This window comes from Pseudomonas gorinensis, from assembly GCF_042015035.1.
GTDB lineage: Bacteria > Pseudomonadota > Gammaproteobacteria > Pseudomonadales > Pseudomonadaceae > Aquipseudomonas > Aquipseudomonas gorinensis.
This window is the reverse complement of sequence record NZ_CP167125.1, coordinates 1,267,226-1,292,389: the sequence shown is the minus strand read 5'-3', so window position 1 is coordinate 1,292,389 and position 25,164 is coordinate 1,267,226. Positions and strand designations below refer to the sequence as shown.

Genomic DNA, 25,164 nt, shown 5'->3' with positions numbered 1-25,164 from the left:
TAAAAAACAAGGAAATCCCGGTTTGAAACTCAGTGATATCGCACGTCTGGCCGGTGTGTCCGTGACCACCGCCAGTTATGTCATCAACGGCAAAGCCGAACAGCAACGCATCAGCAGCGCGACCGTCGAGCGCGTGCGTGCGGTGGTCGAAGCCCATGGCTTTACGCCCAACCCCCAGGCAGCCGGGCTGCGCAGCCGGCATACCCGCACGCTGGGTTTTATCCTGCCGGACCTGGAAAACCCCAGTTACGCACGGATCGCCAAGCTATTGGAACAAGGCGCCCGCGCGCGTGGTTATCAATTGCTGATCGCCAGCTCCGACGACAATGCCGACAGCGAACGCCAACTGCTGCAACTGTTCCGCGCCCGACGCTGCGATGCGCTGTTTGTCGCCAGTTGCCTGCCGGCCAGCGACGACAGCTATCGCGAGTTACAAACCAAGGGTTTGCCGGTGATTGCCATCGACCGGGTGATGAACGCCGAACAGTTCTGCTCGGTGGTCAGCGACGACCGCCAGGCCTGCCAGCAACTGACCAGCAGCCTGCTGCAACCGGTGCCCAAGCAGATCGCGCTGATCGGTGCGCGGCCTGAGTTGAGCATCAGCCAGGAGCGCGCCGCCGGTTTCCGTGAAGCACTGCAAGGTTTTACCGGCGAAGTGATCGTCGAACAGGGCGAGGCCTTCAGCCGCGATTGTGGCCGCCAACTGATGGAGCAACTTCTCCATCAACTGGGGCATTTGCCTGACGCGCTGGTGACCACCTCTTACGTGCTGCTGCAAGGGGTGTTCGACGCGCTGCATGATTTCCCGCTCAGATCGCGCCCGCTACGCCTGGGGACCTTTGGTGATACGCAGTTGCTGGACTTCCTGCCGTTGCCGGTCAATGCCATGGCCCAGCAACATCAGTTGATCGCCGACACGGCGTTGCGCCTGGCCCTGGCCGCCATCGAAGAAGAGCAGTACCAACCCGGCGTGCATGCCATCGGCCGGACCTTCAAGCGGCGTATTCACGAGGCTTGAGCGTGGAGCTGATTGACACCCACACCCACCTCGACTTTCCGGACTTCGACAGCGATCGCCGGGAAGTCCTCGCCCACAGCCGCCAACTCGGCGTGCAGCGCATGGTGGTACTGGGGGTGTATCAGCAGAATTGGCAGCGGTTGTGGGACCTGGTGCAAGGCGATGAAGGCTTGTTCGCCGCCTTCGGCCTGCACCCGGTGTACCTCGATGACCATCGCCCCGCCGACCTGACGGAGCTGGGCGATTGGCTGACCCGCCTGCACGGCCATCGACAACTGTGCGCCGTCGGCGAGATCGGCCTGGATTACTTCCTCGAACAACTGGACCGCACACGCCAGCAACACCTGTTTGAAGCCCAACTGAAACTGGCCGTCGATTTCCAACTGCCGGCGCTGTTGCACGTACGCCGCAGCCATGCCGCCGTGATTGCCACCCTCAAGCGTATCCGCCTGCCACGGGGCGGCATCATCCACGCCTTTGCCGGTAGCCGGGAAGAAGCGCGCGAATACATCAAGCTGGGTTTCAAGCTGGGCCTGGGCGGTGCCGCCACCTGGCCCCAGGCCCTGCGCATGCATAAGGTGCTCGCCCAACTGCCCCTGGACGCGGTGGTGCTGGAAACCGATTCGCCGGACATGGCCCCCGCCATGTACCCCGGCCAGCGTAACAGCCCGCAACACTTGCCCGATATCTGCACCGCGCTGGCCGAACGCATGGGCCTCAGCCCGCTATTGCTGGCTGAAGCGAGCACACGCAATGCGTGCGAGTTGTTCAATTGGTAGGGCGTTGACCGGCCTGACCACTTGCAGGTCCAAGGTCATCCGCTGCCGATGACGGGCGTAGCGTGCCACCAGGAAATGCACCAACAGCACCAGCAGTGAAATATTCAACTGCCCGATAACGCTGATCAGCCCGAGCCACTCTGCCACCAACGCCACGATCAGGGCCACGCAGGTGAATACCACCATGCTCAGTCGTACCAAGGCCCAATGGTCCAGTGCCCTGAACTGACGCAGTTGCCGGGTGCAGCACAACTGCAGAATCCTATGGCAGTACGGGCAATCGAAGGGTTCTTCAATGGCAATGGCATTCAACTGCCAAGGCTTGAGTTCGAAGGTGATGTCGCAATGGGCGCAGTGCCCTTTGATGCCTATGGCAGCGGTCATCGTCTTGCCTCCCTTGGACTGTGATTATTGGCTGAAACAAATTCTCACCCATTCTCGGCAGCAAAGACGAAGTACAAGAAAATCAAGACAAGTACCACTCCAGCAAAAGAAACATCCTACTCAACATTCTTACACGCGAAACGCGCCGATCAATTGCTTCAACTCAATCACCTGGCGCGACAACTGCCGGCTGGCCGCCTCGGCCTGATGGGCACCCTGGGCGGCATGTTCACCTGCACGATTGATTTCGACGATGTTCTGGTCGATATCGTGGGCGACGGCGGTTTGCTGCTCCACGGCCGCCGCAATCTGCTGGTTCTGATCGACGATCATGCCGACGGCACCCAGGATGTTTTCCAAGGCCTGCTGGACCTTTTCCGACTGCCCCACCGTGCCATTCGCCATGGCATGGCTGGTTCCCATAGCCTTGACCGCCGCGTCGACACCACTGTGCAAACGGCTGATCATCTGCTCGATTTCCTCGGTGGAGTGCTGGGTCCGCCGCGCGAGGGTGCGCACTTCATCGGCCACCACCGCAAAACCGCGCCCCTGCTCTCCGGCGCGAGCGGCTTCAATCGCGGCGTTCAGCGCCAGTAGATTGGTTTGCTCGGCAATGCTCTTGATCACTTCCAGCACGCTGCTGATCGATTGGCTATCGGTCGCCAACTGGTTGATCACCCGCACCGACTCATCAATGTCCAAGGCCAGGCGCGCGATGCTGCCTTGCTGGGATTGCACCAGGCCACGACCGCTGACGGTTTCATCGTTGACGCTATGGGCGCTGCTGACCGCCGCCGCCGCATTACGCGCCACTTCCTGGGCCGTGGAGGACATCTGGTTCATGGCGGTCGCCACTTGCTCGATCTGGCTGCGCTGGCCGGACACCGCCTGGTTGCTGCGGACTGAGACCGCCTCCACTTGGTTGGCTTGCAGCTCGACCTGGCCGACGGTGTGGCCGACGCGCTCGATCAGGTCATGGATCTTGGCCACGGTGCCATTGAACACCTCGCCCAGTTCCCCCAGCTCGTCGCGACTATGAGCGACGAACGTGACCGTCATGTCGCCCGCCGCCACCTTGTCCATCATCACCCCCAGGCGTCGCAGGGTGGTGCGGGTGGAGGCATAGAAGCCAGCGTACAAATAGAAGATCAGCAAAAACACCGCCGCCAGGGCACACACCAGCACCACCATGTGCGTACGGTACTGCGCCAGGCGCTGCTCCAGCTGGTGCCCGAGAAACGCCAGCGTGGCTTCATCGAGCTGATAGGTCTGGGCCATCAGTTGGCTGACGTTGTCGTAGAAACCCTGCCACGGTGCGTCGAGGGTTTCAGCCATCACCACCTGCTCTTCGAAGACCTCACTGGCTTGCTTGAGGCTGGCATTGCTGGCCTTGGCCAGGCTGTCGAGCGCAGCGTGGGCGGCCTGGCTGGAACCGAGGGCGTCCTGGAGTTTCAGGGCGTATTCGGCGTGGAGTTTTTCCAGTTGCTGCAGCAACTCGTCAAAGCGGGTGCTGGAGGACGAATTGAGGAACCCCTGGCCCAGGGAATAGGCGCCCATCGCCCGCCCCTCCCCCAGCGTCTGGGTGACCTGCGGGGTGATGCTGGTGATCAGCTCGCTGAGCTGGCGCAAATCGCTCTGGGGGTCGCGGCTCAAGCCGGCCTGGCTGGCGATGATCTGGCTGAGCATCTGCGCTTTGTTGAGCAACTTGCCGATCAGCGCGCTTTTACTCAGCAGGGAGGACTCCTGCTGCTGGGCCTTGAAGGCAGCGATCAATTCGTCGCGCTTGGCATCGAAGGCGGCAATTTGCTCAGGGTCGGTGGTCATGGCTGTGAGCCCCTGCACCCGTGCCAACACATGCTGTTCCAACGTGCTGATCTTGCCTTCAAGGTCGCCAGCCTTGCCGGACTGGCCCAGGGTTGCGTTGATTTGCACCTGGTTGTTGAGGGTTTCCAGGTCGCGGCGCAGGGCCAGGCTGCTGCCGAGCAGGTCGAGGCTTTGCAGTTCGATGCGGGTGCCCTGGAATTCACGCCACGAATCACGCACCAGGAAATAGTTGGTCGCCAGCATGGGCAGCAGGAACAGCACACTGATCAGGCTGAACTTCATGCCGAAGCTCAGGCGGTTCATCAGCGCGACGGCGGGATAGAGCAAGCTCTTCACGGGTGAACTCCCTTCCTATTATTTTTATTTGAGGCGCAGGGCGGCGGCAGAAAGCCACTATTTGGCGCTCCGTCTGTATAGCTCAAATCGAAAGGGAGTTTTGTAACTTAAGGTTAACGAGAACGGAGCCGGCGGGCCGGCTCCTCCCAGGTCAGGGCAGCACCGTCCAGATGGCGAACCCGGCATACCACAGCACCGCCGCACGCAGCAGCAGTTCCCACAGGCGATCCAGGCTGTTGATGCCATCAGCCCCCACCACCGGCGGCGGAATCTCAGCGGCCACCAGACCGACTTTTTCGACCAACTGCGCGGCGCTGATATCCCAGCTCAGCAATTCGTGAAGCATCACACGGCTGACCGCGACAAAGTTGCCCACCAGGGCAAAGCTGGCCGCCAGCAAGCGCACCGGTAACCAGTCGAAGGCATGGCGCAGTTGGCCGGCACGCTCGGCTACCAAGGGGTTCTGGCTGTGCTCACTGGCCAGTGCCAGCAGGCGATAAGCCAGGGCCGCGACAGGGCCCAGCAGGAAGTACCAGAAGATCACCGCGAAGAAACTCTGGTAGGCCTGCCATAGAAGATGGCCCTGAACCCGTTCCAGCAGTTGTTCCCCGCTGTCCGCTGCGATCTTCAGGTCTCGCTCGGCCACATGCTCGGCGGCCTGCAAGTCGCCCCGGCGCCACGCATCGCGAAACGGTCCGAGGCCGGCGAGCAGATCCCCCCGCCCCAGGCTGTAGATCACCACCAACAGGTGCACCGGCAACGCCAACAGGCCGTAGGCCACCGGCTCCAGTACCAGCAGCAGCAAGGCCAGCAAGGCCACCGGCAACAACACCAGCAGCGCCAGGATCAGCCACGGCTGCTTGCCCATGCGCGGGCTCGCCTCCAACTTGGCCAGCTCGCGTAACCAGCCGCCATCACGCTGCAACCGCTGGCGCAAGGCCGAGAATTTCTCGATCCACACGGCCAGCACCAATACCAGGAAACTCATTGTGCGTGTCCTCCATCCTGCAGGGCGCTACGAAAGCGTACCCAATCAAAAGCGGGGCCAGGGTCGGTCTTGCGCCCCGGCGCGATATCACTGTGGCCACAAATGCGCTGACGGGTAATGTCGGGGTAAGCCACCAGCAACTGGCGCGTCAGGTCGATCAGCGACGCATACTGCGCATCCGTGAACGGCAAGTCATCCGTACCTTCCAGTTCGATACCAAGGGAAAAGTCATTGCAGGTCTCACGCCCATCGAAGCACGAAACCCCGGCATGCCAGGCCCGGTCGAGGCACGATACAAACTGCGTCACCGTGCCGTCGCGCTCAATCAGAAAATGCGCAGACACCCGTAAGTCGGCAATCCCTTCAAAGTAGGGATGTTCCGTGACATCCAGGCGATTCTGGAAAAACGCCTGCACCTTGCCGGTCGCGAACTGCGCTGGCGGCAGGCTGATGTTATGCACCACCAACAGTGAGATTTCGCCGGTGGGGCGCTCGTTGAAGTTGGGCGAAGGGCAATGCGCAATGCCCTGGCACCAGCCGCTGGTGGGGTCCAACTGCATACAGGATCCTTGAACGTGACGAAGTGTGACCAGTATGCCGCGTTCCACCCGGTGGGTGCGATCACTTGCCGCGATTGAGTTGACGCAATGTGTTCGTCACCGCTGCCAGCGCGCGGTCGAACAACAGGCCATCGTCCAGCAGGCGCAAGGTGCCACGCTTGAACGCCAGCGCCAGTTGGCCGACGCTTTTCTCCAAGACCTTGAGCCCCATGCGGTTGACGAAAATGTAGCGGTTGGACGGTGCCATGATCGCCGTAAGCTTGCAGCGCAGGGGGGGTTCTTCAAGCGCCTGGAACTCGACCCAACCTCCGACACGCAGTTGCTGGACCTTGAGCCGCGCGGGATCGTCCAGCGGCAGGTCCTCGGCGGTGTCGGGCAGGCCCGGGCTGAGCACAAACGGCTGGCTGACTTCGACCAGGGTCTCGACGCCCTCACCCGGCTGAATATGCAGGGCCTGCAACCGCACAAAAAACTCACGCGTACTGAAAGGATCGAACGCCGCGCTGGTCAAGCCATCGCGCAACGCTTTGAGCAAGCCCGGTAGTTGCTCCAGTAAATGCCGCCCGGCCTCGGTGTCTTGCTGCAGGCTCACACTCCAGATCAACTCGTCCATGGTCCGCAACCCCGCCTGCCATTGCACCGACTCTTCGCCGTGCTTGAGGCTGGCCAGCAACAGTACCTGGCTCCAGGCCTGCTGGAGAAACTGCACCACCGCGCGCGGCAGTACTTTGCCCAGCAGCCGGCGGTTCAGCACATCCGCCACGCGCTGGCGAGCCTCTTCGGTACGCAGGTGCCCGGCTTCAGCGTCACGGGTGTGCTGTTCGATCAGCTCACTGCGGCGTCGCTCGTTCGCGGTAAACGCACAGAACTCCGTCAAAAGCTGGGTAAAAATCGCCGGATCCTCGACAAACTCGTTCAGCAAACGCTGTACCACCTGCTCGATGCGCACGTACAGGCTGTCGCGCTGATACTCATCGCACGGGTTCCAGGTCATGGCCATGGCCGCGATTTCATTGAGCAGCCGACGGGCCGGGTGGCTGGGGCGACTGAAAAAACTCTTATCCAGCACCGCCACTTTCAGCAAGGGAATCTGCAAGCGTGCGATCAAGGCCTTGAAGGCGTCAGGCACGCCATGGTCATTGAGCATGAACTCGAACAGCAGGGCGATCAGGTTGATCACGTCTTCGTCGGCATCCTCCACCACGCGGGACTTGCCACTCTTGACACTGACCCGGGTCAACAGCTGTTCAAGCTGGTTGCGCAAGTCGAAGTCGTCCTCGACGTCCGGCTCCGGTACGTATTGCTGCAAGTGCGACAGCAGGCGCAACAGGTCACGGGTGGCAATCGGCTGAGGTTCGGCACTGGCTTCGAGGGTGGGCGCCACGCTGCCACGTACGGCCGCCAGCAGTTCCTGCAGGGCCGCAAAGGCTTGCTGGCCGTTTTCGTCGACCGGTTGATCGGACGTCGGCACATTGTCTTCACGCGGATGCTCGCGTGTCGCCCGCCCGCCGAGGCGCCGCGACGGCACAGCCTTGAGCTCGGGCAGCACCCCCGTGGCAACCAGCAACTGATTGGCCTCGCCGTACAGGTAGTCGGCGTCGCTGAGGACGTACTTTTCAAATAGCTTGAGCATGATCAGCTTGACGCGGATTTCCACCCCGAGGCTGCGCCCTGCCCGCAGGAAGAACTCACACAACAACGCCGGCCCCAGGGGGTTCTCACGCTCATCCAGGTGCTTATCCAGCAATGCATTCAGGCGCGCGGTCAATTGCCCCAGGGCCAAGCCATCGCGATGGCGCACGCGAACCAGCATGGCCTCCAACGCCACGGTTTTTTCCCGGTCATCGCTGGAGGTGCCTGACGCCGTATCGTAGGAAACCACCGGAACCAACTGCAGGTCACCGCGCCCAGCCTGGCCCAGGTTGGCAAAGGCCTCGAACAGTTGCTCCATGAACACCCGTTCGAAATTCTTGCGCTTGAGGCGCAAGTCACGCATGGCTTCAAAGAAAATATGGTGATCGATGTTGTTGCGGGCCTTGTCGGCCATTTCGAACAGGGTGTCGTCGGCGTTATCGAACAGTTCCTGCAAGCCCTGCTGCAATTGTTGCGCGGACTTGTCGCGAACCTGCAGCAATACCACCGGCAGGCGAGCGAGCGGCGATGGCGTGGCCTGTGCCTTGTGAATAGGCACCACCTTTCCGTCATTGTGCATCCTGGCCTCCTGAAACGGCGGTGTGGGTTGGGGAACGATCGGGTACAGGGCCGGCTGGGCACTGCGGTTTTCCGGTTATCACCAGTACGTCAAAGCTATGACGCCAATTGCAAGGCGCGAGATTATCTTGCAAATGAGGGCCGTTGCGCCAGCAAACTCTGTCATTGGCGTGTAAATGAGCAGGTGGCTGGGTTCAAACGCGCGCTGCCCCTATAATCGGGGCACTTTGTTTGTGGAGCCTGTTATGCCGAACCTCCGTCTTGCCGACCTCACCGCCGAAATCGAAGCCAATGTGCGCCGCGCACTGCTGGAAGACATCGGCAGTGGCGACATCACCGCACAGTTGATCCCGGCCGAACGGCTGGCCAAGGCCACGATCATCACGCGCGATGCGGCGGTGATCAGTGGTACCGCTTGGGTAGACGCGGTGTTCCGCCAGCTGGACCCGCGGGTCGCCGTGCATTGGCAAGTCGCCGACGGTGAACGCGTGAGCCCCAACCAGGCGCTGTTCCACCTTGAAGGCCCGGCGCGCTCGCTGCTCAGCGGCGAGCGTTGTGCGTTGAATTTTCTGCAGTTGTTGTCAGGCGTAGCCACTCGGGCCCAGTACCTCGCCGATTTTGTCGCCAGCACCCAGGTCAAGCTGCTCGACACGCGCAAGACCCTTCCCGGCCTGCGCCTGGCGCAGAAGTACGCCGTGACCTGCGGGGGCTGCCACAACCACCGTATTGGCTTGTATGACGCCTTTCTGATCAAGGAAAACCATATCGCGGCCTGCGGAGGCATTGCCCAGGCCATTAACGCCGCGCACCAGATCGCCCCAGGCAAGCCGGTGGAAATCGAAGTGGAAAGCCTGGACGAATTGCGTGAAGCCCTGGCGGCGGGCGCCGATATCATCATGCTCGATGAACTGAGCCTGGATGACATGCGCGAAGCCGTGCGCCTGAATGGCGGCAAGGCCAAGCTGGAAGCCAGCGGCGGGATCAATGAAAACACCCTGCTGCCCATCGCAGAAACCGGAGTGGATTACATCTCCATCGGCGCGATGACCAAGGATGTGAAGGCGGTGGATTTGTCGATGCGCCTCAGTATTTGAGCACCTTAACTGTAGGAGCGAGCTTGCTCGCGAAAAACCTGAGAACGCCGCAGGGTACCAGGCAGCCCGCGTCATCGTTAGCGATTTTCGCGAGCAAGCTCGCTCCTACACAAGCAAGCGCTTAAACCACCAGGTCATTCATCTCGCAGTACTCTTCCCACTCGACACCCAGCACCTCGGCCGCTTCCTTGTGCAGGGCCAGCCGTGCCGCTTCGAACTCTTCCGGTGTCGAGGTGTACTTGAGGGTCAGCTCCCAAGGCTGCAAGCCCTGGCTCTCGGCCTCGTCCTCGAATGCCCACTGGATCTGGTCACGCTGATCTTCAGCGCTCAGGTCCTTGATCTCTTCTTTAAGCTGCGGCGATTCCCCGATGTACTTGTCGAGGGCTGCTTGGTGCCGAACTTCCTGGGTCATCTCAGTCGTGGTCATGTTGTTCTCTTAGATCGAGGAATGGGGATGCATCTGGGTCATCAAGGTTGCGCAGATACAAAAGAACAGGCACGAATGCCGGCTCGTCTGGCCTTCAGAACCATTCTGGGATCATCTGAAAACGTTGCCTTTGAAACACTGTTGCCTTTGTGCCCGAGACAGGAATCGAACCTGCGACCTTCGCGTTACGAGTGCGCTGCTCTACCGGCTGAGCTACACGGGCGGTGGGCTAAAGCTAGCACCGCATCGGGCGTCCGGCAACTTACGGCGGTGAGAGGGCAATCACGCCCTGAGCCCAGAAGCGCGGTTGCAGGTACCCGCCACGGGTATCCAGATAGCGCTGCTGCGCTTGCTGGAGATGCGGCAGGTCACGCACGGCCACCCACACCAGCAGACCAACGGCCAACACACTCGCCACGTTCCAGGCGCCCCAGGCCAGGGGCAATGCGGGCGTTGCCGGGGCGCGCCAGGCATGCAACGCCATCAGCCAGCCCACCACCAGCGCCAACCACACCTGCGAGTTAGGCATCACGATCACACCATCCACCATGGACTGCGTCAGCGCGCCGATCAGCGACGCAAACAGGCAGGTGCGCAGCAGGTCGGCACACGTTGCAAATTGCGCCCGTTCACGGAGTACGCCAACGGTGGCCCAACTCGCCCGCCACGCCAGAATTGCCACGCATAGGGCCGATGGCATGCCCCATTCACTGGCCCATTGCAGGATCGCCTGATGGGGGTGGGCAGCAATGTTGTTGGCAATATCGGCGAAATGCATCGGCCCAAAACCCAACCATGGATGCTCGACCAGCATGTGCCACGCTTGCCACCAGATCGGGCCGCGCCCCGACAGAGAGGTGGTCAGGCGATCGGCTGCCGCCTGGGAAACTTCGATGCCCAGGTACCCCACCAGCACCGTGAACAAGAGCCAATACAGCAATAGCCCACCGCACAGTGCCACCCACTGCCAGGCCAGCCAGCGCCGCCCCCAAGGCCCCAGCACTGCCAGCACCCCACTTGCCATCGCCATGCCAAGCCACGTGCCACGTGTGCCGCCGCTGATTGCGATCAACCACCAGACACACAACAACGCCAACACCGCACTTCGTACGGGACGGCTGACGCCGGGCAGCAGCAGGGGAAGGGCCAGCAACGGCAGAGTGAAGGTCTGGAATTGACCGTAGAAACGCTTATTGGCAAAACCTGACAGGAGCAGGTCAGGGTCCAGTATCCGTTGACCACTGGTAATAGCCAGCAGGCCAGCATGCAGATACTGGATCGATTTGATCAGGCACAACAGCACCACGACCAGCACCAGGACGCGGTCCAAAGGCTCACCGCCGTGGCGCCGAAGCAAGGCAAATGCAAGCGCAATCGCCCCACAGACGATAAACAGCGCCACCTCGGTAAATGCCCAGAGTGGCTGGTGGGCCAGGGCCGAAGACAGCGGGCCCAGCCCGATAATCAGCACCAGGCCTATGGCGGTGGGCCGATCCACCAGCCGCTCAATCGGAGAAACCGACAGCCCATACAGCACCGCACACAATCCCAGGGCAATCTGCACCCCTCGTTGCAGGTCGTGCCCACTGAAAGGGGCACAGATACCCAGCACCAACAGGCACACCGCTGCCACCAGGAAAACATTGCCGCGCTGCTGCAGGGATAACGACATTGACCACCTTTACATCCATGTGCGGGGCTTGAAGTTAAGCGCCGCTGGCATCACAGCCCTTGGCGGCGTATTTCGCCTCAGCAGTGGTCACGCACTTCCAGCCGGCGGTGGCGCTGCGCGTCAGGGTAATGGTCTTGCCCAGCACCGGCGCCGGGGCATCGAGTATTTCGCAACTGATGGAACCGTTACCGGTGGCGACATCCCCGGCCACGTCGATCTTGCAGTTGGCGGTCGGGCTGGTGCCGCCGACCAGTTCCAGCTTCGGCTCGGTGCCTTGGTTGAAAACATCCTCGTAGCCGGCTTTCAACGCGGTGATCTCAGCCAGCCCCGCGGTGAACTTGGCCTTGGCCTGGTGCGTGGTATACATGGGCAAGCCGATGGTGGCCAAAATGCCGATGATTGCCACGACGATCAACAACTCGATCAAGGTAAAGCCTTTCTGACGCATCACATTCACTCTCCAGAATAGAACCCATGACAAGGCGCGTCCTGCACCCCGTATTTCACAGCCGCGCCAGTGTACTCACCCGCGAGCGGCCCATCGCGCACAAGACGCACATTCTGACATTTTATCGTGCAACACCAGGCCGCCCGAATTTGTCACCTGACTAAGCTATAAAACTTCGACGAACTGGGTGCGGAAATGGACATGGACAACGCTTCAAGGACCTACGCCTGGGAAGGCACCAACCGCCAAGGGCGCAGGGTGTCCGGGCACACCACGGGCCACAACCTCGCCCTGATCAAGGCCAAGCTGCGCCAGCAAGGGATCCGCCCCAGCCGTGTGCGCAGGCAACTCCCCGGCCTGGCCTGCCTCGCCGCGCCGATCAAACCCACTGACATCGCCCTGCTCACCCGCCAGTTGGCGACCTTGCTGAAAGCCGGCATTCCTGTGCTGCAAGCCTTCGATATCATCAGCGACGGCTTCGAGAGCCGGCCGATGCAGGAACTGCTCAAGGGGTTGAAGCAGGACATCGCCGCCGGCACCGCACTGGCGACCGCGCTGCGCAAACAGCCACGCTATTTCGATGACCTGTACTGCAACCTGATTGCCGCCGGCGAACAGGCCGGGGCATTGGAAACGCTGCTGGAACGCGTTGCCACTCACCTGGAAAAGAGTGAGCAGCTAAAGGCGCGAATCAAGAAAGCCATGACCTACCCGATCGCCGTCCTGGTGGTGGCGAGCCTGGTCAGCAGCATCCTGCTGATCCACGTGGTGCCGCAATTTCAGAACCTGTTCGCCGGGGTCGACCGCCAGTTGCCCGGTTTTACCCTGCACGTCATCGGCCTGTCCACGTTCATGCAGCAAGCCTGGTGGGCTCTGGCGCTTGGCCTCGGGGCCGGTTTTTTCGCGCTGCGCCACGCCTATCGCGTAGCCCCTGGCTTTCGTCAGGGGCTGGATACGGGTTTGTTGAAAGCCCCCTTGGCAGGCACACTGCTGAAGAAATCGGCCGTGGCACGCTATGCCCGCACGCTTTCCACCACGTTCGCGGCTGGGGTGCCGCTGGTACAGGCATTGGATTCAGTGGCAGGTGCCGTCGGCAACGGGCCGTACAAGCAGGCGATCAAACATATGCGTCATGAGGTATCCACAGGCATGCAGTTGAACCAATCCATGGCCGCCAGCGGTCTCTTTCCAGGCATGGCAATTCAGATGACGGCCATCGGCGAGGAGTCGGGCACACTCGAGCGCATGCTGGAAAAAGTCGCGAACCACTATGAATCGGAAGTCGACAACCTGGTCGACAACCTCACCAGCCTGATGGAGCCGCTGATAATGGTGGTGCTGGGGGGCATTGTCGGGGCGCTGGTAATTGCGATGTACCTGCCGGTCTTCCAACTCGGTACAGCGTTTTGAACCTGCTGCTGACTGAGCAGCCATGGGCGTTTGTCGCAGTGGCCCTGGTACTGGGGCTGATCATCGGTAGCTTCCTCAATGTACTGGTATGGCGCCTGCCGAAAATGCTTGAGCGGGAATGGCGCGCACAAGCCCTTGAAGTGCTCGGCATGCCCGCCGACCCCGCCGGGCCCACCTACAACCTGATGCACCCCAACTCCTGCTGCCCGCACTGCAATCACCCGATTCGCCCGTGGGAGAATATCCCGCTGCTCAGCTACCTCATGCTCCGGGGGCGTTGCGCCCATTGTCAGCAGCCGATCAGTGCACGCTACCCCATCACTGAACTGGCCTGCGGGCTGATCTCGGCCATGGTGGCCTGGCATTTTGGCTTTGGCTGGCAAGCCGGGGCAGTCATGTTGTTGAGCTGGGGGCTGCTGGCAATGAGCCTGATCGATGTGGATCACCAACTGCTACCCGATATCCTGGTCCTGCCGCTGCTGTGGCTGGGGCTGATCATCAACAGCGCCGACCTGCTGACCGTACTGCCGGACGCACTGTGGGGCGCGGTGATCGGCTACCTAAGTCTGTGGACAGTGTTCTGGCTGTTCAAACTGGTGACCGGCAAGGACGGCATGGGCCATGGTGACTTCAAGTTATTGGCGCTGCTTGGCGCCTGGGGCGGCTGGCAGATTCTGCCGATGACGCTACTGATGTCTTCGCTGGTGGGCGTGATCGTAGGGCTGATTCTGATGCGCTTGCGCAAGGCTGAGATCTCGGCACCGATGCCGTTTGGTCCCTATCTGGCAATTGCCGGCTGGATTGCCGTGCTCTGGGGTGGTCAAATAACCGACTTCTATTTGCAGTCTGTCGGTTTCAGATGACCACTTCTGTTGCAACACCTTGGATCCTTGGCCTCACTGGCGGTATCGGCAGCGGCAAAAGCGCTGCGGCCCAGCACTTTGTCGACCTGGGCGTCGACCTGGTGGATGCCGACCACGCCGCCCGTTGGGTGGTCGAGCCTGGCCGTCCGGCGCTCGCCCGCATCGCCGAACACTTTGGTGCCGGCGTGCTGCAGCGCGACGGCCAACTGGACCGCGCCGCGCTGCGCAAGCTGATCTTTGAAGTCCCCGAAGAACGCCGCTGGCTGGAAGCCTTGCTGCACCCATTGATTGGCGAGGAGATTCGCAATCACCTGGCCCGCGCCCGATCGCCGTATGCGATCCTGGTGTCACCGCTGCTGATCGAATCCGGCCAGTACCACATGACCCAGCGCATCCTGGTGATCGATGTGCCGCAATCCCTGCAGATTCAGCGTACCCTGCTGCGCGACGGCATCAGCGAACAACAGGTGCAGGCGATTCTCAAGGCCCAGTCCAGCCGCGAAGACCGCCTGAACCATGCCGATGACGTACTGGTCAATGACCGAGACCTCGCCTGGCTGCACAGCGAGGTCGAGCGACTGCACCACTTTTACCTTACTTTGCGTGGAGGCCGATCATGAGCCAACCCTTGACCGTCGAATGCCCAACCTGCGGCGCACCCGTGGAATGGAAAGCGACCAACCTCAACCGGCCGTTCTGCTCGGACCGTTGCAAGCTCATCGACCTGGGCGCCTGGGCCGCTGAGGAACACAAGATCCCCGTGGCGCCGGACGCCGAAGACGAGCTGTTTTCCGAAGACCTGCCGCCGCGCCATTAAGGCCGCATAAAGGCATACTCCTGCTGGTCGTCGAGGTTCTCTGCAAGGTATTGCAACTCGTCGGCCAGGTCTTCGAAACTGCGCACACCTTTGCTCTGCTGCACCACGGCGCTGAGCATCGCGCGCAGGGTCAAGCCTGGGTCAAAACCGATTTCCTGTGCCGCGTCCTGGCTTCTGCGCAACTCCTGCCGTGCCCACTCATACACACTCATGATTTGTACTCCCGCCTTGCTCAGGAAAAGTTTCGCAAAGCATGGGCCTGCCCCGCTGCGAGCGATTTGACCTGGGTCAAGTCTGCGAATCGTCGTCCTTCCAGGGTGCCGAGAGGTAGCGGGTGCGATTGAATGTCTCCAGCCATTCCGGGCAAAACACCACCAGCGCGCTGATCACCATGCCGTTGATAAAGGCTTCTGGAAAGATGATCAGCCACAGGTAACCGACAAAATCCTCCAGCCATTCCGGCATTGCAAAACGCCCGTCGAACCACAACAACCCCAGCCCCACCAGCAGGCAGAGCAAGGCTGACAGCGCAGCGGCAAAAAAACCGGAACAGAAGATATACACGAAGGGATTGCGTGGCTGCGCTCGCTCCACCAGCAACGCGCAGGCTTCGGTGACCAGCACGGGCAGCACGACCAGCAGCAGGCCGTTGATGCCTACCGCCGCCAGGTCCTGGCGCCCCAACAGCATCAAGCCCAACTGGGCGGCAAACCCGCCGACAATTGCCAACGGCCAATCGAGCAACAGAGTAACGGCGGTCATGCCGATAAAGTGGTAGGAGACGCCGGTGTCGAAATCCCGCCGCACCAGCCATAACATGAACAGCGCGAACACCGTGCCAAACAGCAAATGCTGGCGCCGCCGATCGGCGAACAGCTCGACCCACGGCGAGCGCAGGATCGCCCATAGCAGCACAGGCGCATACAGCAACCAGCCAATGCCGAGGGTAGCCGGCGCCAGCACTGCCGCACTGATCACGGCTTGACCTGTTCCAGGGCTTGGCGCAGTTCCGCGGCCGAGCTGTACTCGTGTTGAGCAATCAACTTGCCGTTATCCAGTTGCAGCCAGAGCACTTTATCCGCGGGCGCGGGATAGCGCGGAGCAATACGGGCGTCCCGGTCGAGCATCACCCGATAGTTGTAGGCTTGCATCGCCGGCACCGCGAACAACTTGGCGACCAGCCGAGGCATGCGCTGGATGTCTGCGACAAACACCGCGTGGCGCGCCTCGAGATAACCTTTGGGCTGGCCTTGCAAGGCCGCGTCCACCTGCTTGGCGGCGTCCATGCCGCGGGCGACCAACAGGATCTGCGCCTGGTCATCCAGGGTGTAGGCCTGATCGAACTGATCCAACAGGGTCCAGGGCGCCACGCGCTCGCCCACCTCAACGGCCTGGGCCCCGACAGGCAACAGACTCAGCAACAGCACGGCAAAAAACTTCACTGCACACCTCATGCTAGGGAGAACGGACAAGTGGCCAGTCTACACCGAGCTTTTGCGGCGGGACTTCCTGCCGTCATCATTTGGACGCTAAGCTGCATGCATGGATGACTCAGATTATTTGCGCCTGCTCACCGTAGCGGCCGAACAAGCCAACGCGTTCCTGTCCAATGCCCGCAAATGGGAGCGTGAGCGTTGGGTCTGCCAACGCCTGCTGCAAGGCTTGAATGTGCCGTACCGCGCCGAAGAGTTTCACGCCGCCGGGCAGGAGCCTCCGGACGTACTGTTTCGCGACGCCAGTTTCGAGGTGTTCTTCGTACTGGATGAGGGGCGGCGCCTGAACGACGAATGGCGCGATGAACTGTTGCGTCGGCGCAGTGCGTTCTCCCTGAGCCAACTGGTTCGGCGCGAAGCCAAGCCGCGACGAATTCCGGCCCATGAGTTCCTGTTGCGCCTGGCGCCGACCCTGCGCAAAAAAGCGCACAACTACAAAGAGCGCGGGATGGACCTGGGCGAGTTGGATATCGTCGCGTTTGCCAGCCTCAAGCGCGAAGTCCTGGACCTCAACAGTCACTTCCCGCCGCCCACCGAGTACCTGCGCCAGGGCTGGCGCTCGCTGTCACTGGTGGGGCCGACGTTTGCACGGGTGCTGTTCGCCCACCCGGACGCGCCGGATTTCTTGCGCAACAACCTGGGCCGCAGCATAGTGTTCGACGTGGGCATCAGCCTGTGACACGGGCACAGGCTACGCTTATAGCGTTTGCGCCCACCCACCGACTGTAACGTGGCGCCCTTCTGCAACGTCTACCTGACGAGGCCTTTATGACCAGCCGCCTGAACCCCGATGACCAACAGCATGTCGAAGAGTACCTGCAACTCTCCCAGAACCAAGTCGAGCGCAAGCCTTTCCGGCCATGGCTGCTCCTTGTGGTGGTGCTGGTGGCGGTGATTGGGCTCGGCCTGCTGAGCCGCCTTTTGAGTTACCTGACGCTATGAGCTGCCTGGCGCTCGCGGGGGGAACTGCTCCGATTTCTTTTAGCCTTGCGAGATATCCCCATGACCCATCGTATTATTATCGTCGGCGGCGGCGCCGGCGGCCTGGAGTTGGCTACCCGCCTGGGTAAGACTCTGGGAAAACGCGGCACCGCCAGCATCACGCTGGTGGATACCAACCTGACCCATATCTGGAAGCCCTTGCTGCATGAAGTGGCCGCCGGCTCGCTGAACTCTTCGGAAGACGAACTCAACTACGTCGCCCAGGCCAAATGGAACCACTTCGAGTTCCAACTGGGGCGCATGAGCGGGCTCGACCGTGAACAGAAGAAAATCCAGCTGGCGGCGACCCTCGATGAAGAAGGCCGCGAACTGGTGCCTGCGCGCGTGCTGGGCTATGACAGCCTGGTGATCGCGGTCGGCAGCACCACGAATGACTTCGGCACCGAAGGCGCGGCGCAACACTGTCTGTTCCTCGACACGCGCAAACAGGCGGAACGCTTCCATCAGCAACTGCTCAACCACTACCTGCGCGCCCATGCCGGGCAAACCGACGTGGTGGAAAAGATCAGCGTCGCCATCGTCGGTGCGGGAGCAACCGGTGTCGAACTGGCGGCCGAACTGCATAACGCCGCCCACGAACTGGCGGCTTATGGCCTGGATCGCATCAAACCCGAAAACATGCATATCACCTTGATCGAAGCCGGCCCACGGGTGTTGCCCGCCCTGCCGGAGCGGATTGGCGGGCCGGTGCATAAGACCCTGGAGAAGCTTGGCGTGACGGTGCTGACCAACTCGGCGGTCAGTGAAGTGACGGCCGACGCGCTGATCACCAGCAGCGGCCAAGTGATTCCGGCCAGCCTGAAAGTGTGGGCCGCCGGCATCCGCGCGCCAGCCTTCCTCAAGGACATCGACGGCCTGGAAACCAACCGCATCAATCAACTGCAGGTACTGCCGACGCTGCAAACCACCCGCGATGAAAACATCTTCGCCTTCGGTGACTGCGCCGCCTGCCCGCAACCCGGCACCGACCGCAACGTGCCGCCACGCGCCCAGGCCGCGCACCAGCAGGCTTCATTGCTGGCCAAATCGTTGAAGCTGCGGATCGAAGGCAAGGACCTGCCATCGTACAAGTACACCGACTACGGCTCGTTGATCTCGCTGTCGCGCTTCTCGGCGGTGGGTAACCTGATGGGCAACCTGACAGGCAGCGTGATGCTCGAAGGCTGGCTGGCGCGGATGTTCTATGTGTCGCTGTACCGCATGCACCAGATGGCACTGTATGGCGTCTTCCGCACGGCGATGCTGATGCTGGGCAGCAGGATCGGGCGCGGGACCGAGCCGCGACTCAAGCTTCACTGACAACACGGTCCCTGATGGGGCTCGGCTAATGTGGGCGGGGGCTTGCGCCCGATGACGGTGAGTCGGCTGAGTAATGAGTGGCTGACACACTGCTATCGGGAGCAAGCCCCCTCCCATATTCGCTTTGTGTTGGATTTGAGATAATTCCAGGCAAAAAAAATCCCCGTATCTTTCGATACGAGGATTTTTAATATGGTCGGGGTAAGGGGATTCGAACTCCTGACATCCTGCTCCCAAAGCAGGCGCGCTACCGGACTGCGCTATACCCCGGTAAAAAAAGGCGACCTTTCAGTCGCCTTTCACGACCAGGGCTTTTGACCTCTGATCTTAAGATCTGATTCCAGCGTTAACTGGTCTCAAAAATGGTGGGTCGTGTGGGATTCGAACCTACGACCAATTGGTTAAAAGCCAACTGCTCTACCAACTGAGCTAACGACCCAAAAATGGTCGGGGTAAGGGGATTCGAACTCCTGACATCCTGCTCCCAAAGCAGGCGCGCTACCGGACTGCGCTATACCCCGGTTTTGAAATTGGCTCCGTGACCAGGACTCGAACCTGGGACCCAATGATTAACAGTCATTTGCTCTACCGACTGAGCTATCACGGAACTACACATTTCAAATTTACAACTTTTACTGCGATACAACCTTCTCTTCGATCCGTCCGTATCGCTACGTTCGTGTCTCTGAGGCGCGCTATTCTACAATCTTAAAAACCCCTGTCAACCCTTTAAATTGCTTTTAAGACAATGATTTGCGCTTCTTTCTGATTTCTCCTTGGGGAGAAGAAACCCGTGGGCTGACGTTGCTGCGGGGCGCACTTTACAAGCCTTTGCCTTACAGTTCAACGCCCTAACGAAAAAAAAGGCCCCGCAATGCGGGGCCTCCTCTTATCGCCATACAGGCAAGGCTCAGTGGAAGACGATTTCGTCGTTTTCCACGGTCGCCGTGACGCTGGTCCCTGGCATGAAGCTGCCCGACAGGATCAATTGCGCCAGTGGGTTCTCGATCCAGCGCTGGATCGCACGTTTCAATGGCCGTGCGCCATACACCGGGTCGTAACCGACCGCGATCAATTTGTCCAACGCCTCGCGGCTCAGCTCCAGCGACAACTCGCGCTCGGCCAGGCGGCTGCGCAGGCGTCCCAGCTGGATCTCGGTGATACCCGCAATCTGATCCCGCGCCAAAGGCTCGAAGATCACCACTTCGTCGACCCGGTTGATGAATTCCGGGCGGAAGTGCGAGGTCAACGCATCCATCACCGCAGCGCGCTGGGCTTCGCGATCACCCACCAGTTCCTGGATCTGTACCGACCCCAGGTTGGAGGTCATCACGATCACCGTATTACGGAAATCCACGGTACGCCCGTGGCTGTCCGTCAGGCGGCCATCTTCCAACACTTGCAGCAGGATGTTGAACACATCCGGGTGGGCCTTCTCGACCTCATCCAGCAGGATCACCGAGTAAGGCTTGCGCCGCACTGCTTCGGTCAGGTAACCGCCCTCTTCGTAGCCTACATAGCCTGGTGGAGCCCCAATCAGGCGAGCCACGGAGTGTTTCTCCATGAACTCGGACATATCGATGCGCACCATGGCCTCTTCGGTATCGAAAAGGAACTCGGCCAGGGCTTTGCACAGCTCAGTCTTACCCACACCGGTCGGGCCGAGGAACATGAACGAGCCACTCGGACGGTTCGGGTCGGACAAGCCAGCCCGGGAACGTCGTACCGCGTTGGACACCGCCACCACCGCCTCTTCCTGACCGATGACGCGCTGGTGCAACAGGCTTTCCATCTTCATCAGCTTGTCGCGCTCGCCTTCGAGCATTTTCGACACAGGGATACCGGTCCACTTCGAGACGACTTCGGCAATTTCTTCCTCGGTCACCTTGCTGCGCAGCAACTGGTTTTCGCTCTTGCCGTGCTGGTCGACCATTTGCAGGCTGCGCTCCAGGTCGGGGATCACCCCGTACTGCAACTCCGCCATGCGGTTCAGGTCGCCCTTGCGGCGTGCCGCTTCCAGCTCCTGGCGCGACTGCTCGATTTTTTGCTGGATCTGCGCAGACCCCTGCACTTCGGCTTTTTCCGAGGTCCAGATTTCTTCGAGGTCCGAATACTCACGTTCCAGACGCTGGATTTCTTCCTGGAGTTTTTCCAGGCGTTTCTTCGCGGCCTCGTCTTCTTCCTTTTTCAGGGCCTGGGATTCGACCTTCAGTTGAATCAGGCGCCGATCCAGACGATCGAGTACTTCCGGCTTGGAGTCGATCTCCATGCGAATGCGGCTGGCCGCTTCGTCGATCAAGTCGATGGCTTTGTCCGGCAACTGACGGTCGGTGATATAGCGATGACTCAATTTGGCCGCCGCAATGATCGCGCCGTCGGTAATCGCTACCTTGTGGTGGACCTCATAGCGTTCTTTCAGGCCACGCAGGATCGCGATGGTGTCTTCTTCGCTCGGCTCTTCCACCAGCACTTTCTGGAAGCGACGCTCAAGGGCCGCATCTTTCTCAATGTACTGGCGATACTCGTTAAGCGTGGTCGCACCGACGCAATGCAGCTCACCCCGGGCCAACGCGGGCTTGAGCATATTGCCAGCGTCCATGGAGCCTTCGCCTTTACCGGCGCCGACCATGGTGTGCAACTCGTCGATGAACAGAATGATCTGCCCTTCCTGCTTCGACAGCTCGTTCAGCAGGGATTTGAGGCGCTCTTCGAACTCGCCACGGAACTTGGCACCGGCAATCAACGACCCCATGTCCAGGGACAGCAGGCGCTTGCCCTTCAGGCCGTCTGGCACTTCACCATTGATGATGCGCTGGGCCAGGCCTTCGGCAATCGCGGTCTTACCCACGCCAGGCTCACCGATCAGCACCGGGTTGTTCTTGGTGCGGCGCTGCAGAACCTGGATGGTGCGACGAATTTCGTCGTCACGGCCAATCACCGGATCCAGCTTGCCCTCTTCGGCACGCTTGGTCAGGTCGACGGTGTACTTGTCCAGTGCCTGGCGCGACTCCTCATGGTTGGGGTCGTTCACCGCGTCGCCACCGCGCAGGTTGTTGATGGCGTTTTCCAGGGCTTTCTTGCTCACGCCCTGGCCCAGCAACAACTTGCCGAGCTTGCTGTTCTCGTCCATCGCGGCGAGCAACACCAGCTCGCTGGAGATGAACTGGTCACCTTTCTGCTGCGCCAGGCGGTCAGCCTGGTTGAGCAGGCGTGCCAAGTCCTGCGACATATTCACGTCGCCGGTAGGATTTTGGATTTTCGGCAGTTGGTCGAGCTCTTTGCTCAACTCCTTGCGCAGGCTGTTGACGTCAAAGCCCACTTGCATCAGCAGCGGCTTGATAGAACCACCTTGCTGTTCCAGAAGCGCCTGCATCAAGTGCGCAGGCTCAATCGCCGGATGGTCGAGACCGACCGCCAAGGATTGGGAGTCCGATAAGGCCAACTGCAATTTGCTGGTTAAACGATCAATACGCATTAGTCACCTTCCTTTTGAGCAGGCCGGAGCTATGTATGAGCGAGCATGCTCGCGAGTAACACATCCTGAATGAAGAAACCTGCCAGATAGCCTTATAGATGTGGCCGATTCTGGGAGATTCAAGCTATGGCCAATTGACGCAGATCAGAAGAGTCTAGCGCTCCAGCCAAATAAGGGAGGCAAATCGACCGGTGCGCGGATTGCGCCGGTAGGAAAAGAAGCGGGGATCGGTCACGGTGCAGAAATCGCCACCGTAGATGGCAGTGACACCGCGTGCGGCAAGGCGCAAACGGGCCAATTGGTAGATATCGGCCATGAACTTGCCAGGGTTGCGGCTCGGCACAAATGCTTCGGCGGTACCCGGTAGCTGTTGCACGAAGGCTTCGCGCACTTCCGGGCCAACCTCAAAGGCTTGCGGGCCAATCGCGGGGCCCAGCCACACCAGGATATCGGCAGGCTCGGTTTCCAGGCTTTCGACAGCCGCCTCCAGGACGCCCGCCGCCAAGCCACGCCAGCCGGCATGGGCAGCGGCGACGCGGGTACCGGCACGGTTGCAGAACAGCGCAGGCAGACAATCGGCCGTCATGGACGTACAGGCGATACCCGGGGTACTGGTCCAACTGCCATCAGCTTCGGCAATACGGCTCGGGTCAGCCTCGACCACCACCACCCCGTGGACCTGACGCAGCCAGGCCGGCTGGATATGAAAGGCTTCAGTCAGGCGACGACGGTTTTCGAGCACCGCCTCAGGGCTGTCCTCGACATGATCGCCCAGGTTGAGGCTGTCGAACGGCGCCAGGCTGACGCCGCCCGCACGGGTGGTGACGCAGGCCTTGACCTGAGCCGGCACGGGCCAGTCAGGAATCAGCCAGTCACTCATCCGATAAACGCCTCGCGATCCTGCTTGAGCAGCGACAACAGCCACACCAGATCGTCTGGAAGAGGCGATTCCCAGCTCATCCGCTTACCGCTCGTCGGATGATCCAGTTCCAGGAAGCGTGCATGCAGCGCCTGGCGCGGGAATGACTTGAGCGACTCAACCATGGTGGCACTGGCCGCTGGCGGAATGCGGAAGCGACCACCGTAGGCCGGATCGCCGACCAACGGGAAGTTGATGTGGGCCATGTGCACACGAATCTGGTGGGTACGGCCGGTTTCCAGCTTGACCCGCACATGGGTGTGGGAGCGGAAACGCTCCAGCACACGGTAGTGGCTCACGGCCTGCTTGCCACCCTCCATCACCGCCATGCGCTGGCGCTGCTGGCCGTGACGGCCAATGGGTGCGTTGATCTTGCCACCCGCCACCACGACGCCGATCACGATGCATTCGTAGATGCGGCTGACGCTGCGGCTCTGCAACTGTGTAACCAGTTGCGTTTGCGCCTGAATGGTCTTGGCCACCACCATCAAGCCGGTGGTGTCCTTGTCCAGGCGGTGCACGATGCCACAGCGCGGGACGTTGATGATGTCCGGCACGTGGTGCAACAGGGCATTGAGCAAGGTGCCATCAGCGTGCCCAGCCGCCGGGTGAACCACCAGGCCTGCGGGTTTGTTGATGACCAGGATGTCGTCGTCTTCATAGACGATGTCCAGCTCGATGTCCTGGGCGACCCATTCTCCCTGGGCTTCCTGCTCGGCAGTCAGCTCAAGAATCGCACCACCATGCACTATGTCTCGCGGGCGGATAACCGCTCCATCCACAGTCAGGCGGCCGTCTTTGATCCAGGCGGAAAGGCGCGAGCGCGAGTGCTCAGCGAATAATTGTGCGGCGACTTGATCGAGGCGTTGGCCGCCCAATTCGGACGGCACCTCTGCGCGAAGTTCAATTTTATCGGACATGCTCAGACTAGGCGTGGCACAGCCTTTGGTTTCGGCTGCGCGCTTGTGGTTAAATACGGCGTCTTTTGCCCCGAGGCTTTCAACGGGGCGCTCATCATAACAGGACGGCCCCGCCCAAGACAGCGGCCGTCATAGGGACGCAAGCCGCCATGCAAGTGAAACACCTGCTGCTGATCGCCATCCTCGCCATGACTGCTGCTTGCTCGTCAACAAAGGAAGTCGTCGACGAAAACCTGAGCGAAGTCGAGCTGTATCAATTAGCTCAAAAAGACTTGGACAATAATAGCTACACCAGCGCCACAGCGAAGCTGAAGGCCCTGGAGTCGCGCTATCCGTTCGGACGCTACGCCGACCAGGCCCAGCTCGAGCTGATCTACGCCAACTACAAGAACGCCGAGCCGGAAGCCGCCAAGTCCGCCGCCGAGCGTTTTATCCGCCTGCACCCCCAGCACCCGAACGTCGACTACGCCTACTACATGAAGGGCCTGACCTCGTTCGACCAGGACGTTGGCCTGCTGGCGCGCTTCCTGCCGCTGGACATGACCAAGCGTGACCCTGGCGCTGCCCGCGACTCCTACAACGAGTTCGCCCAGTTGACCAGCCGCTACCCTAACAGCCGCTACGCGCCGGACGCCAAGCAGCGCATGATCTACCTGCGCAACCTGCTGGCTTCCTACGAAATCCACGTTGCCCACTACTACCTGACCCGTCAGGCCTATGTTGCCGCCGCCAACCGTGGTCGCTATGTAGTGGAGAACTTCCAGGAAACCCCTTCGGTGGGTGATGGCCTGGCAGTGATGACCGAGGCTTACCAGCGCCTGCACCTGGACGCCCTGGCGGCCACCAGCCTGGAAACCCTGAAGCTCAACTACCCGGACCACCCAAGCCTGAAAGACGGCCAGTTCGTGCCTCAAGTGGCCGAAGCAGACAACCGTTCGTGGCTGAGCAAGTACACCTTGGGCCTGATCGAGTCCCGTCCACCGCTGCCGCCGGGCGAAACCCGCGCCAACCAGGACGTGATGAAGCAGTTCCAAGACGCCAAGGAAGCGATTCCTTCGGACCTCAAGCCGCATGACGAAAATGGTGATGTGATCGAAGAAGAAACGCCACAAGCCTTGGGCAACAACCAGGATCGTTCGTGGTTCAGCTACATGACCTTCGGCGTGTTCGACTGACCGTTCGACACGACGCAAAAAGGGAGCCCTTGGTGGCTCCCTTTTTTATG

The 25,164-nt window shown here is 60.8% G+C and carries 24 protein-coding genes, 5 tRNA genes and 2 pseudogenes; 11 read left to right on the top strand and 20 right to left on the bottom strand.

Going from position 1 to position 25,164, the window contains the following annotated elements; translation table 11 throughout:
* The first annotated feature begins 22 nt into the window (after positions 1-22).
* Positions 23-1,018, top strand: coding sequence for a catabolite repressor/activator (gene cra, locus AB7933_RS05840; protein ID WP_024073395.1), 996 nt, complete (start codon positions 23-25; stop codon positions 1,016-1,018).
* A 2-nt stretch (positions 1,019-1,020) separates the two neighbouring features.
* Positions 1,021-1,797, top strand: a complete 777-nt coding sequence (locus tag AB7933_RS05835) for a TatD family hydrolase (protein WP_024073394.1) — start codon at positions 1,021-1,023, stop codon at positions 1,795-1,797.
* Here AB7933_RS05835 and AB7933_RS05830 read toward each other — a convergent pair.
* The 6 genes and pseudogenes from AB7933_RS05830 to AB7933_RS05805 form a co-directional block, all read right to left on the bottom strand.
* On the bottom strand, positions 1,744-2,181 hold the full coding sequence (locus AB7933_RS05830; protein ID WP_024073393.1) for a hypothetical protein: 438 nt from the start codon (positions 2,179-2,181) through the stop codon (positions 1,744-1,746). The genes AB7933_RS05835 and AB7933_RS05830 overlap by 54 nt on opposite strands.
* Before the next feature lie 129 nt (positions 2,182-2,310).
* Positions 2,311-2,820: pseudogene (locus AB7933_RS05825) on the bottom strand (methyl-accepting chemotaxis protein); the annotation flags it as partial.
* A gap of 348 nt (positions 2,821-3,168) precedes the next feature.
* Positions 3,169-3,372, bottom strand: a pseudogene (locus AB7933_RS05820) (HAMP domain-containing protein); the annotation flags it as partial.
* A 1,120-nt stretch (positions 3,373-4,492) separates the two neighbouring features.
* The gene (ampE, locus tag AB7933_RS05815; protein WP_024073391.1) at positions 4,493-5,329 is read right to left on the bottom strand and encodes a regulatory signaling modulator protein AmpE; all 837 of its coding nucleotides are present in this window, start codon (positions 5,327-5,329) and stop codon (positions 4,493-4,495) included.
* Positions 5,326-5,889: a 1,6-anhydro-N-acetylmuramyl-L-alanine amidase AmpD gene (gene ampD / locus AB7933_RS05810; RefSeq protein ID WP_024073390.1), complete on the bottom strand. Its 564-nt coding sequence runs from the start codon at positions 5,887-5,889 to the stop codon at positions 5,326-5,328. Before ampD ends, ampE begins: the two co-directional genes overlap by 4 nt.
* 61 nt (positions 5,890-5,950) lie before the next feature.
* A complete protein-coding gene (locus AB7933_RS05805; RefSeq protein WP_024073389.1) occupies positions 5,951-8,101 on the bottom strand; it encodes a DUF1631 domain-containing protein in 2,151 nt (716 codons plus the stop codon).
* A 244-nt stretch (positions 8,102-8,345) separates the two neighbouring features.
* Here AB7933_RS05805 and nadC point away from each other — a divergent pair, with 244 nt between their 5' ends.
* On the top strand, positions 8,346-9,194 hold the full coding sequence (gene nadC / locus AB7933_RS05800) for a carboxylating nicotinate-nucleotide diphosphorylase (RefSeq protein WP_024073388.1): 849 nt from the start codon (positions 8,346-8,348) through the stop codon (positions 9,192-9,194).
* A 121-nt stretch (positions 9,195-9,315) separates the two neighbouring features.
* Here the strand turns inward: nadC and AB7933_RS05795 are convergent, their stop codons facing one another.
* From AB7933_RS05795 to AB7933_RS05780, 4 genes are all read right to left on the bottom strand, one after another.
* Positions 9,316-9,621 (bottom strand): DUF6388 family protein, encoded by a 306-nt coding sequence (locus AB7933_RS05795; RefSeq protein ID WP_024073387.1) that lies wholly within the window; start codon positions 9,619-9,621, stop codon positions 9,316-9,318.
* Between the two features lie 150 nt (positions 9,622-9,771).
* Positions 9,772-9,844 (bottom strand) — tRNA-Thr (locus AB7933_RS05790).
* 39 nt (positions 9,845-9,883) lie between these two features.
* The gene (locus tag AB7933_RS05785) at positions 9,884-11,293 is read right to left on the bottom strand and encodes an O-antigen ligase family protein (RefSeq protein ID WP_024073386.1); all 1,410 of its coding nucleotides are present in this window, start codon (positions 11,291-11,293) and stop codon (positions 9,884-9,886) included.
* 34 nt (positions 11,294-11,327) lie between these two features.
* A complete protein-coding gene (locus AB7933_RS05780) occupies positions 11,328-11,741 on the bottom strand; it encodes a pilin (RefSeq protein ID WP_024073385.1) in 414 nt (137 codons plus the stop codon).
* A gap of 201 nt (positions 11,742-11,942) precedes the next feature.
* Between AB7933_RS05780 and AB7933_RS05775 the strand changes: the two genes are divergently transcribed.
* From AB7933_RS05775 to yacG, 4 genes are read left to right on the top strand one after another with little or no spacing between them, the layout of a single operon-like run.
* Complete coding sequence (locus AB7933_RS05775; RefSeq protein ID WP_024073384.1) at positions 11,943-13,151, top strand: type II secretion system F family protein; 1,209 nt, start codon at positions 11,943-11,945, stop codon at positions 13,149-13,151.
* Entirely contained in the window at positions 13,148-14,014 is an 867-nt protein-coding gene (locus tag AB7933_RS05770; RefSeq protein WP_024073383.1) for a prepilin peptidase, read from the top strand. Before AB7933_RS05775 ends, AB7933_RS05770 begins: the two co-directional genes overlap by 4 nt.
* Positions 14,011-14,634, top strand: a complete 624-nt coding sequence (gene coaE / locus AB7933_RS05765) for a dephospho-CoA kinase (protein WP_024073382.1) — start codon at positions 14,011-14,013, stop codon at positions 14,632-14,634. Before AB7933_RS05770 ends, coaE begins: the two co-directional genes overlap by 4 nt.
* Positions 14,631-14,831 carry a DNA gyrase inhibitor YacG gene (yacG, locus tag AB7933_RS05760; RefSeq protein ID WP_017845472.1) on the top strand — a complete coding sequence of 67 codons (201 nt, stop codon included), beginning with the start codon at positions 14,631-14,633 and terminating at the stop codon, positions 14,829-14,831. Before coaE ends, yacG begins: the two co-directional genes overlap by 4 nt.
* On the opposite strand, the gene AB7933_RS05755 is transcribed toward yacG, so the two are convergent.
* From AB7933_RS05755 to AB7933_RS05745, 3 genes are all read right to left on the bottom strand, one after another.
* Positions 14,828-15,043, bottom strand: coding sequence for a hypothetical protein (locus tag AB7933_RS05755; protein ID WP_003171680.1), 216 nt, complete (start codon positions 15,041-15,043; stop codon positions 14,828-14,830). The genes yacG and AB7933_RS05755 overlap by 4 nt on opposite strands.
* A 76-nt stretch (positions 15,044-15,119) precedes the next feature.
* Complete coding sequence (locus tag AB7933_RS05750) at positions 15,120-15,809, bottom strand: energy-coupling factor ABC transporter permease (RefSeq protein WP_024073381.1); 690 nt, start codon at positions 15,807-15,809, stop codon at positions 15,120-15,122.
* Complete coding sequence (locus tag AB7933_RS05745) at positions 15,806-16,273, bottom strand: hypothetical protein (protein ID WP_024073380.1); 468 nt, start codon at positions 16,271-16,273, stop codon at positions 15,806-15,808. Before AB7933_RS05745 ends, AB7933_RS05750 begins: the two co-directional genes overlap by 4 nt.
* Before the next feature lie 100 nt (positions 16,274-16,373).
* On the opposite strand from AB7933_RS05745, the gene AB7933_RS05740 reads away from it, so the two are divergent.
* From AB7933_RS05740 to AB7933_RS05730, 3 genes are all read left to right on the top strand, one after another.
* Entirely contained in the window at positions 16,374-17,003 is a 630-nt protein-coding gene (locus tag AB7933_RS05740; RefSeq protein ID WP_017845475.1) for a DUF1780 domain-containing protein, read from the top strand.
* 89 nt (positions 17,004-17,092) lie between these two features.
* On the top strand, positions 17,093-17,266 hold the full coding sequence (locus tag AB7933_RS05735; RefSeq protein WP_024073379.1) for a DUF3094 family protein: 174 nt from the start codon (positions 17,093-17,095) through the stop codon (positions 17,264-17,266).
* Between the two features lie 60 nt (positions 17,267-17,326).
* Entirely contained in the window at positions 17,327-18,625 is a 1,299-nt protein-coding gene (locus tag AB7933_RS05730) for an NAD(P)/FAD-dependent oxidoreductase (protein ID WP_017845476.1), read from the top strand.
* A 193-nt stretch (positions 18,626-18,818) separates the two neighbouring features.
* On the opposite strand, the gene AB7933_RS05725 is transcribed toward AB7933_RS05730, so the two are convergent.
* The 7 genes from AB7933_RS05725 to rluD form a co-directional block, all read right to left on the bottom strand.
* Positions 18,819-18,895: transfer RNA gene (locus AB7933_RS05725), tRNA-Pro, on the bottom strand.
* Between the two features lie 93 nt (positions 18,896-18,988).
* Positions 18,989-19,064 (bottom strand) — tRNA-Lys (locus AB7933_RS05720).
* Between the two features lie 5 nt (positions 19,065-19,069).
* Positions 19,070-19,146, bottom strand: a tRNA-Pro gene (locus AB7933_RS05715).
* A gap of 10 nt (positions 19,147-19,156) precedes the next feature.
* A tRNA-Asn gene (locus AB7933_RS05710) sits at positions 19,157-19,232 on the bottom strand.
* 303 nt (positions 19,233-19,535) lie between these two features.
* Complete coding sequence (clpB, locus tag AB7933_RS05705) at positions 19,536-22,100, bottom strand: ATP-dependent chaperone ClpB (RefSeq protein WP_024073343.1); 2,565 nt, start codon at positions 22,098-22,100, stop codon at positions 19,536-19,538.
* A gap of 154 nt (positions 22,101-22,254) precedes the next feature.
* The gene (pgeF, locus tag AB7933_RS05700) at positions 22,255-22,980 is read right to left on the bottom strand and encodes a peptidoglycan editing factor PgeF (RefSeq protein ID WP_024073342.1); all 726 of its coding nucleotides are present in this window, start codon (positions 22,978-22,980) and stop codon (positions 22,255-22,257) included.
* Positions 22,977-23,939, bottom strand: a complete 963-nt coding sequence (rluD, locus tag AB7933_RS05695; protein ID WP_024073341.1) for a 23S rRNA pseudouridine(1911/1915/1917) synthase RluD — start codon at positions 23,937-23,939, stop codon at positions 22,977-22,979. The genes pgeF and rluD overlap by 4 nt, the downstream gene beginning before the upstream one ends.
* 149 nt (positions 23,940-24,088) lie before the next feature.
* Here rluD and AB7933_RS05690 point away from each other — a divergent pair, with 149 nt between their 5' ends.
* On the top strand, positions 24,089-25,114 hold the full coding sequence (locus tag AB7933_RS05690) for an outer membrane protein assembly factor BamD (RefSeq protein ID WP_024073340.1): 1,026 nt from the start codon (positions 24,089-24,091) through the stop codon (positions 25,112-25,114).
* The last annotated feature ends 50 nt before the right edge of the window (positions 25,115-25,164 follow it).

Excerpts from the sequence above, each read along its gene's own strand:
- pgeF (WP_024073342.1), bottom strand. The coding sequence starts at position 22,980 with ATGAGTGACTGGCTGATTCCTGACTGGCCCGTGCCGGCTCAGGTCAAG.
- AB7933_RS05775 (WP_024073384.1), top strand. The coding sequence starts at position 11,943 with ATGGACAACGCTTCAAGGACCTACGCCTGGGAAGGCACCAACCGCCAA.
- clpB (WP_024073343.1), bottom strand. The coding sequence starts at position 22,100 with ATGCGTATTGATCGTTTAACCAGCAAATTGCAGTTGGCCTTATCGGAC.
- AB7933_RS05785 (WP_024073386.1), bottom strand. The coding sequence starts at position 11,293 with ATGTCGTTATCCCTGCAGCAGCGCGGCAATGTTTTCCTGGTGGCAGCG.
- AB7933_RS05755 (WP_003171680.1), bottom strand. The coding sequence starts at position 15,043 with ATGAGTGTGTATGAGTGGGCACGGCAGGAGTTGCGCAGAAGCCAGGAC.
- AB7933_RS05780 (WP_024073385.1), bottom strand. The coding sequence starts at position 11,741 with ATGCGTCAGAAAGGCTTTACCTTGATCGAGTTGTTGATCGTCGTGGCA.
- ampD (WP_024073390.1), bottom strand. The coding sequence starts at position 5,889 with ATGCAGTTGGACCCCACCAGCGGCTGGTGCCAGGGCATTGCGCATTGC.
- ampE (WP_024073391.1), bottom strand. The coding sequence starts at position 5,329 with ATGAGTTTCCTGGTATTGGTGCTGGCCGTGTGGATCGAGAAATTCTCG.
- AB7933_RS05795 (WP_024073387.1), bottom strand. The coding sequence starts at position 9,621 with ATGACCACGACTGAGATGACCCAGGAAGTTCGGCACCAAGCAGCCCTC.
- AB7933_RS05805 (WP_024073389.1), bottom strand. The coding sequence starts at position 8,101 with ATGCACAATGACGGAAAGGTGGTGCCTATTCACAAGGCACAGGCCACG.
- AB7933_RS05830 (WP_024073393.1), bottom strand. The coding sequence starts at position 2,181 with ATGACCGCTGCCATAGGCATCAAAGGGCACTGCGCCCATTGCGACATC.
- coaE (WP_024073382.1), top strand. The coding sequence starts at position 14,011 with ATGACCACTTCTGTTGCAACACCTTGGATCCTTGGCCTCACTGGCGGT.
- AB7933_RS05730 (WP_017845476.1), top strand. The coding sequence starts at position 17,327 with ATGACCCATCGTATTATTATCGTCGGCGGCGGCGCCGGCGGCCTGGAG.
- nadC (WP_024073388.1), top strand. The coding sequence starts at position 8,346 with ATGCCGAACCTCCGTCTTGCCGACCTCACCGCCGAAATCGAAGCCAAT.
- AB7933_RS05690 (WP_024073340.1), top strand. The coding sequence starts at position 24,089 with ATGCAAGTGAAACACCTGCTGCTGATCGCCATCCTCGCCATGACTGCT.
- AB7933_RS05735 (WP_024073379.1), top strand. The coding sequence starts at position 17,093 with ATGACCAGCCGCCTGAACCCCGATGACCAACAGCATGTCGAAGAGTAC.
- AB7933_RS05740 (WP_017845475.1), top strand. The coding sequence starts at position 16,374 with ATGGATGACTCAGATTATTTGCGCCTGCTCACCGTAGCGGCCGAACAA.
- yacG (WP_017845472.1), top strand. The coding sequence starts at position 14,631 with ATGAGCCAACCCTTGACCGTCGAATGCCCAACCTGCGGCGCACCCGTG.
- rluD (WP_024073341.1), bottom strand. The coding sequence starts at position 23,939 with ATGTCCGATAAAATTGAACTTCGCGCAGAGGTGCCGTCCGAATTGGGC.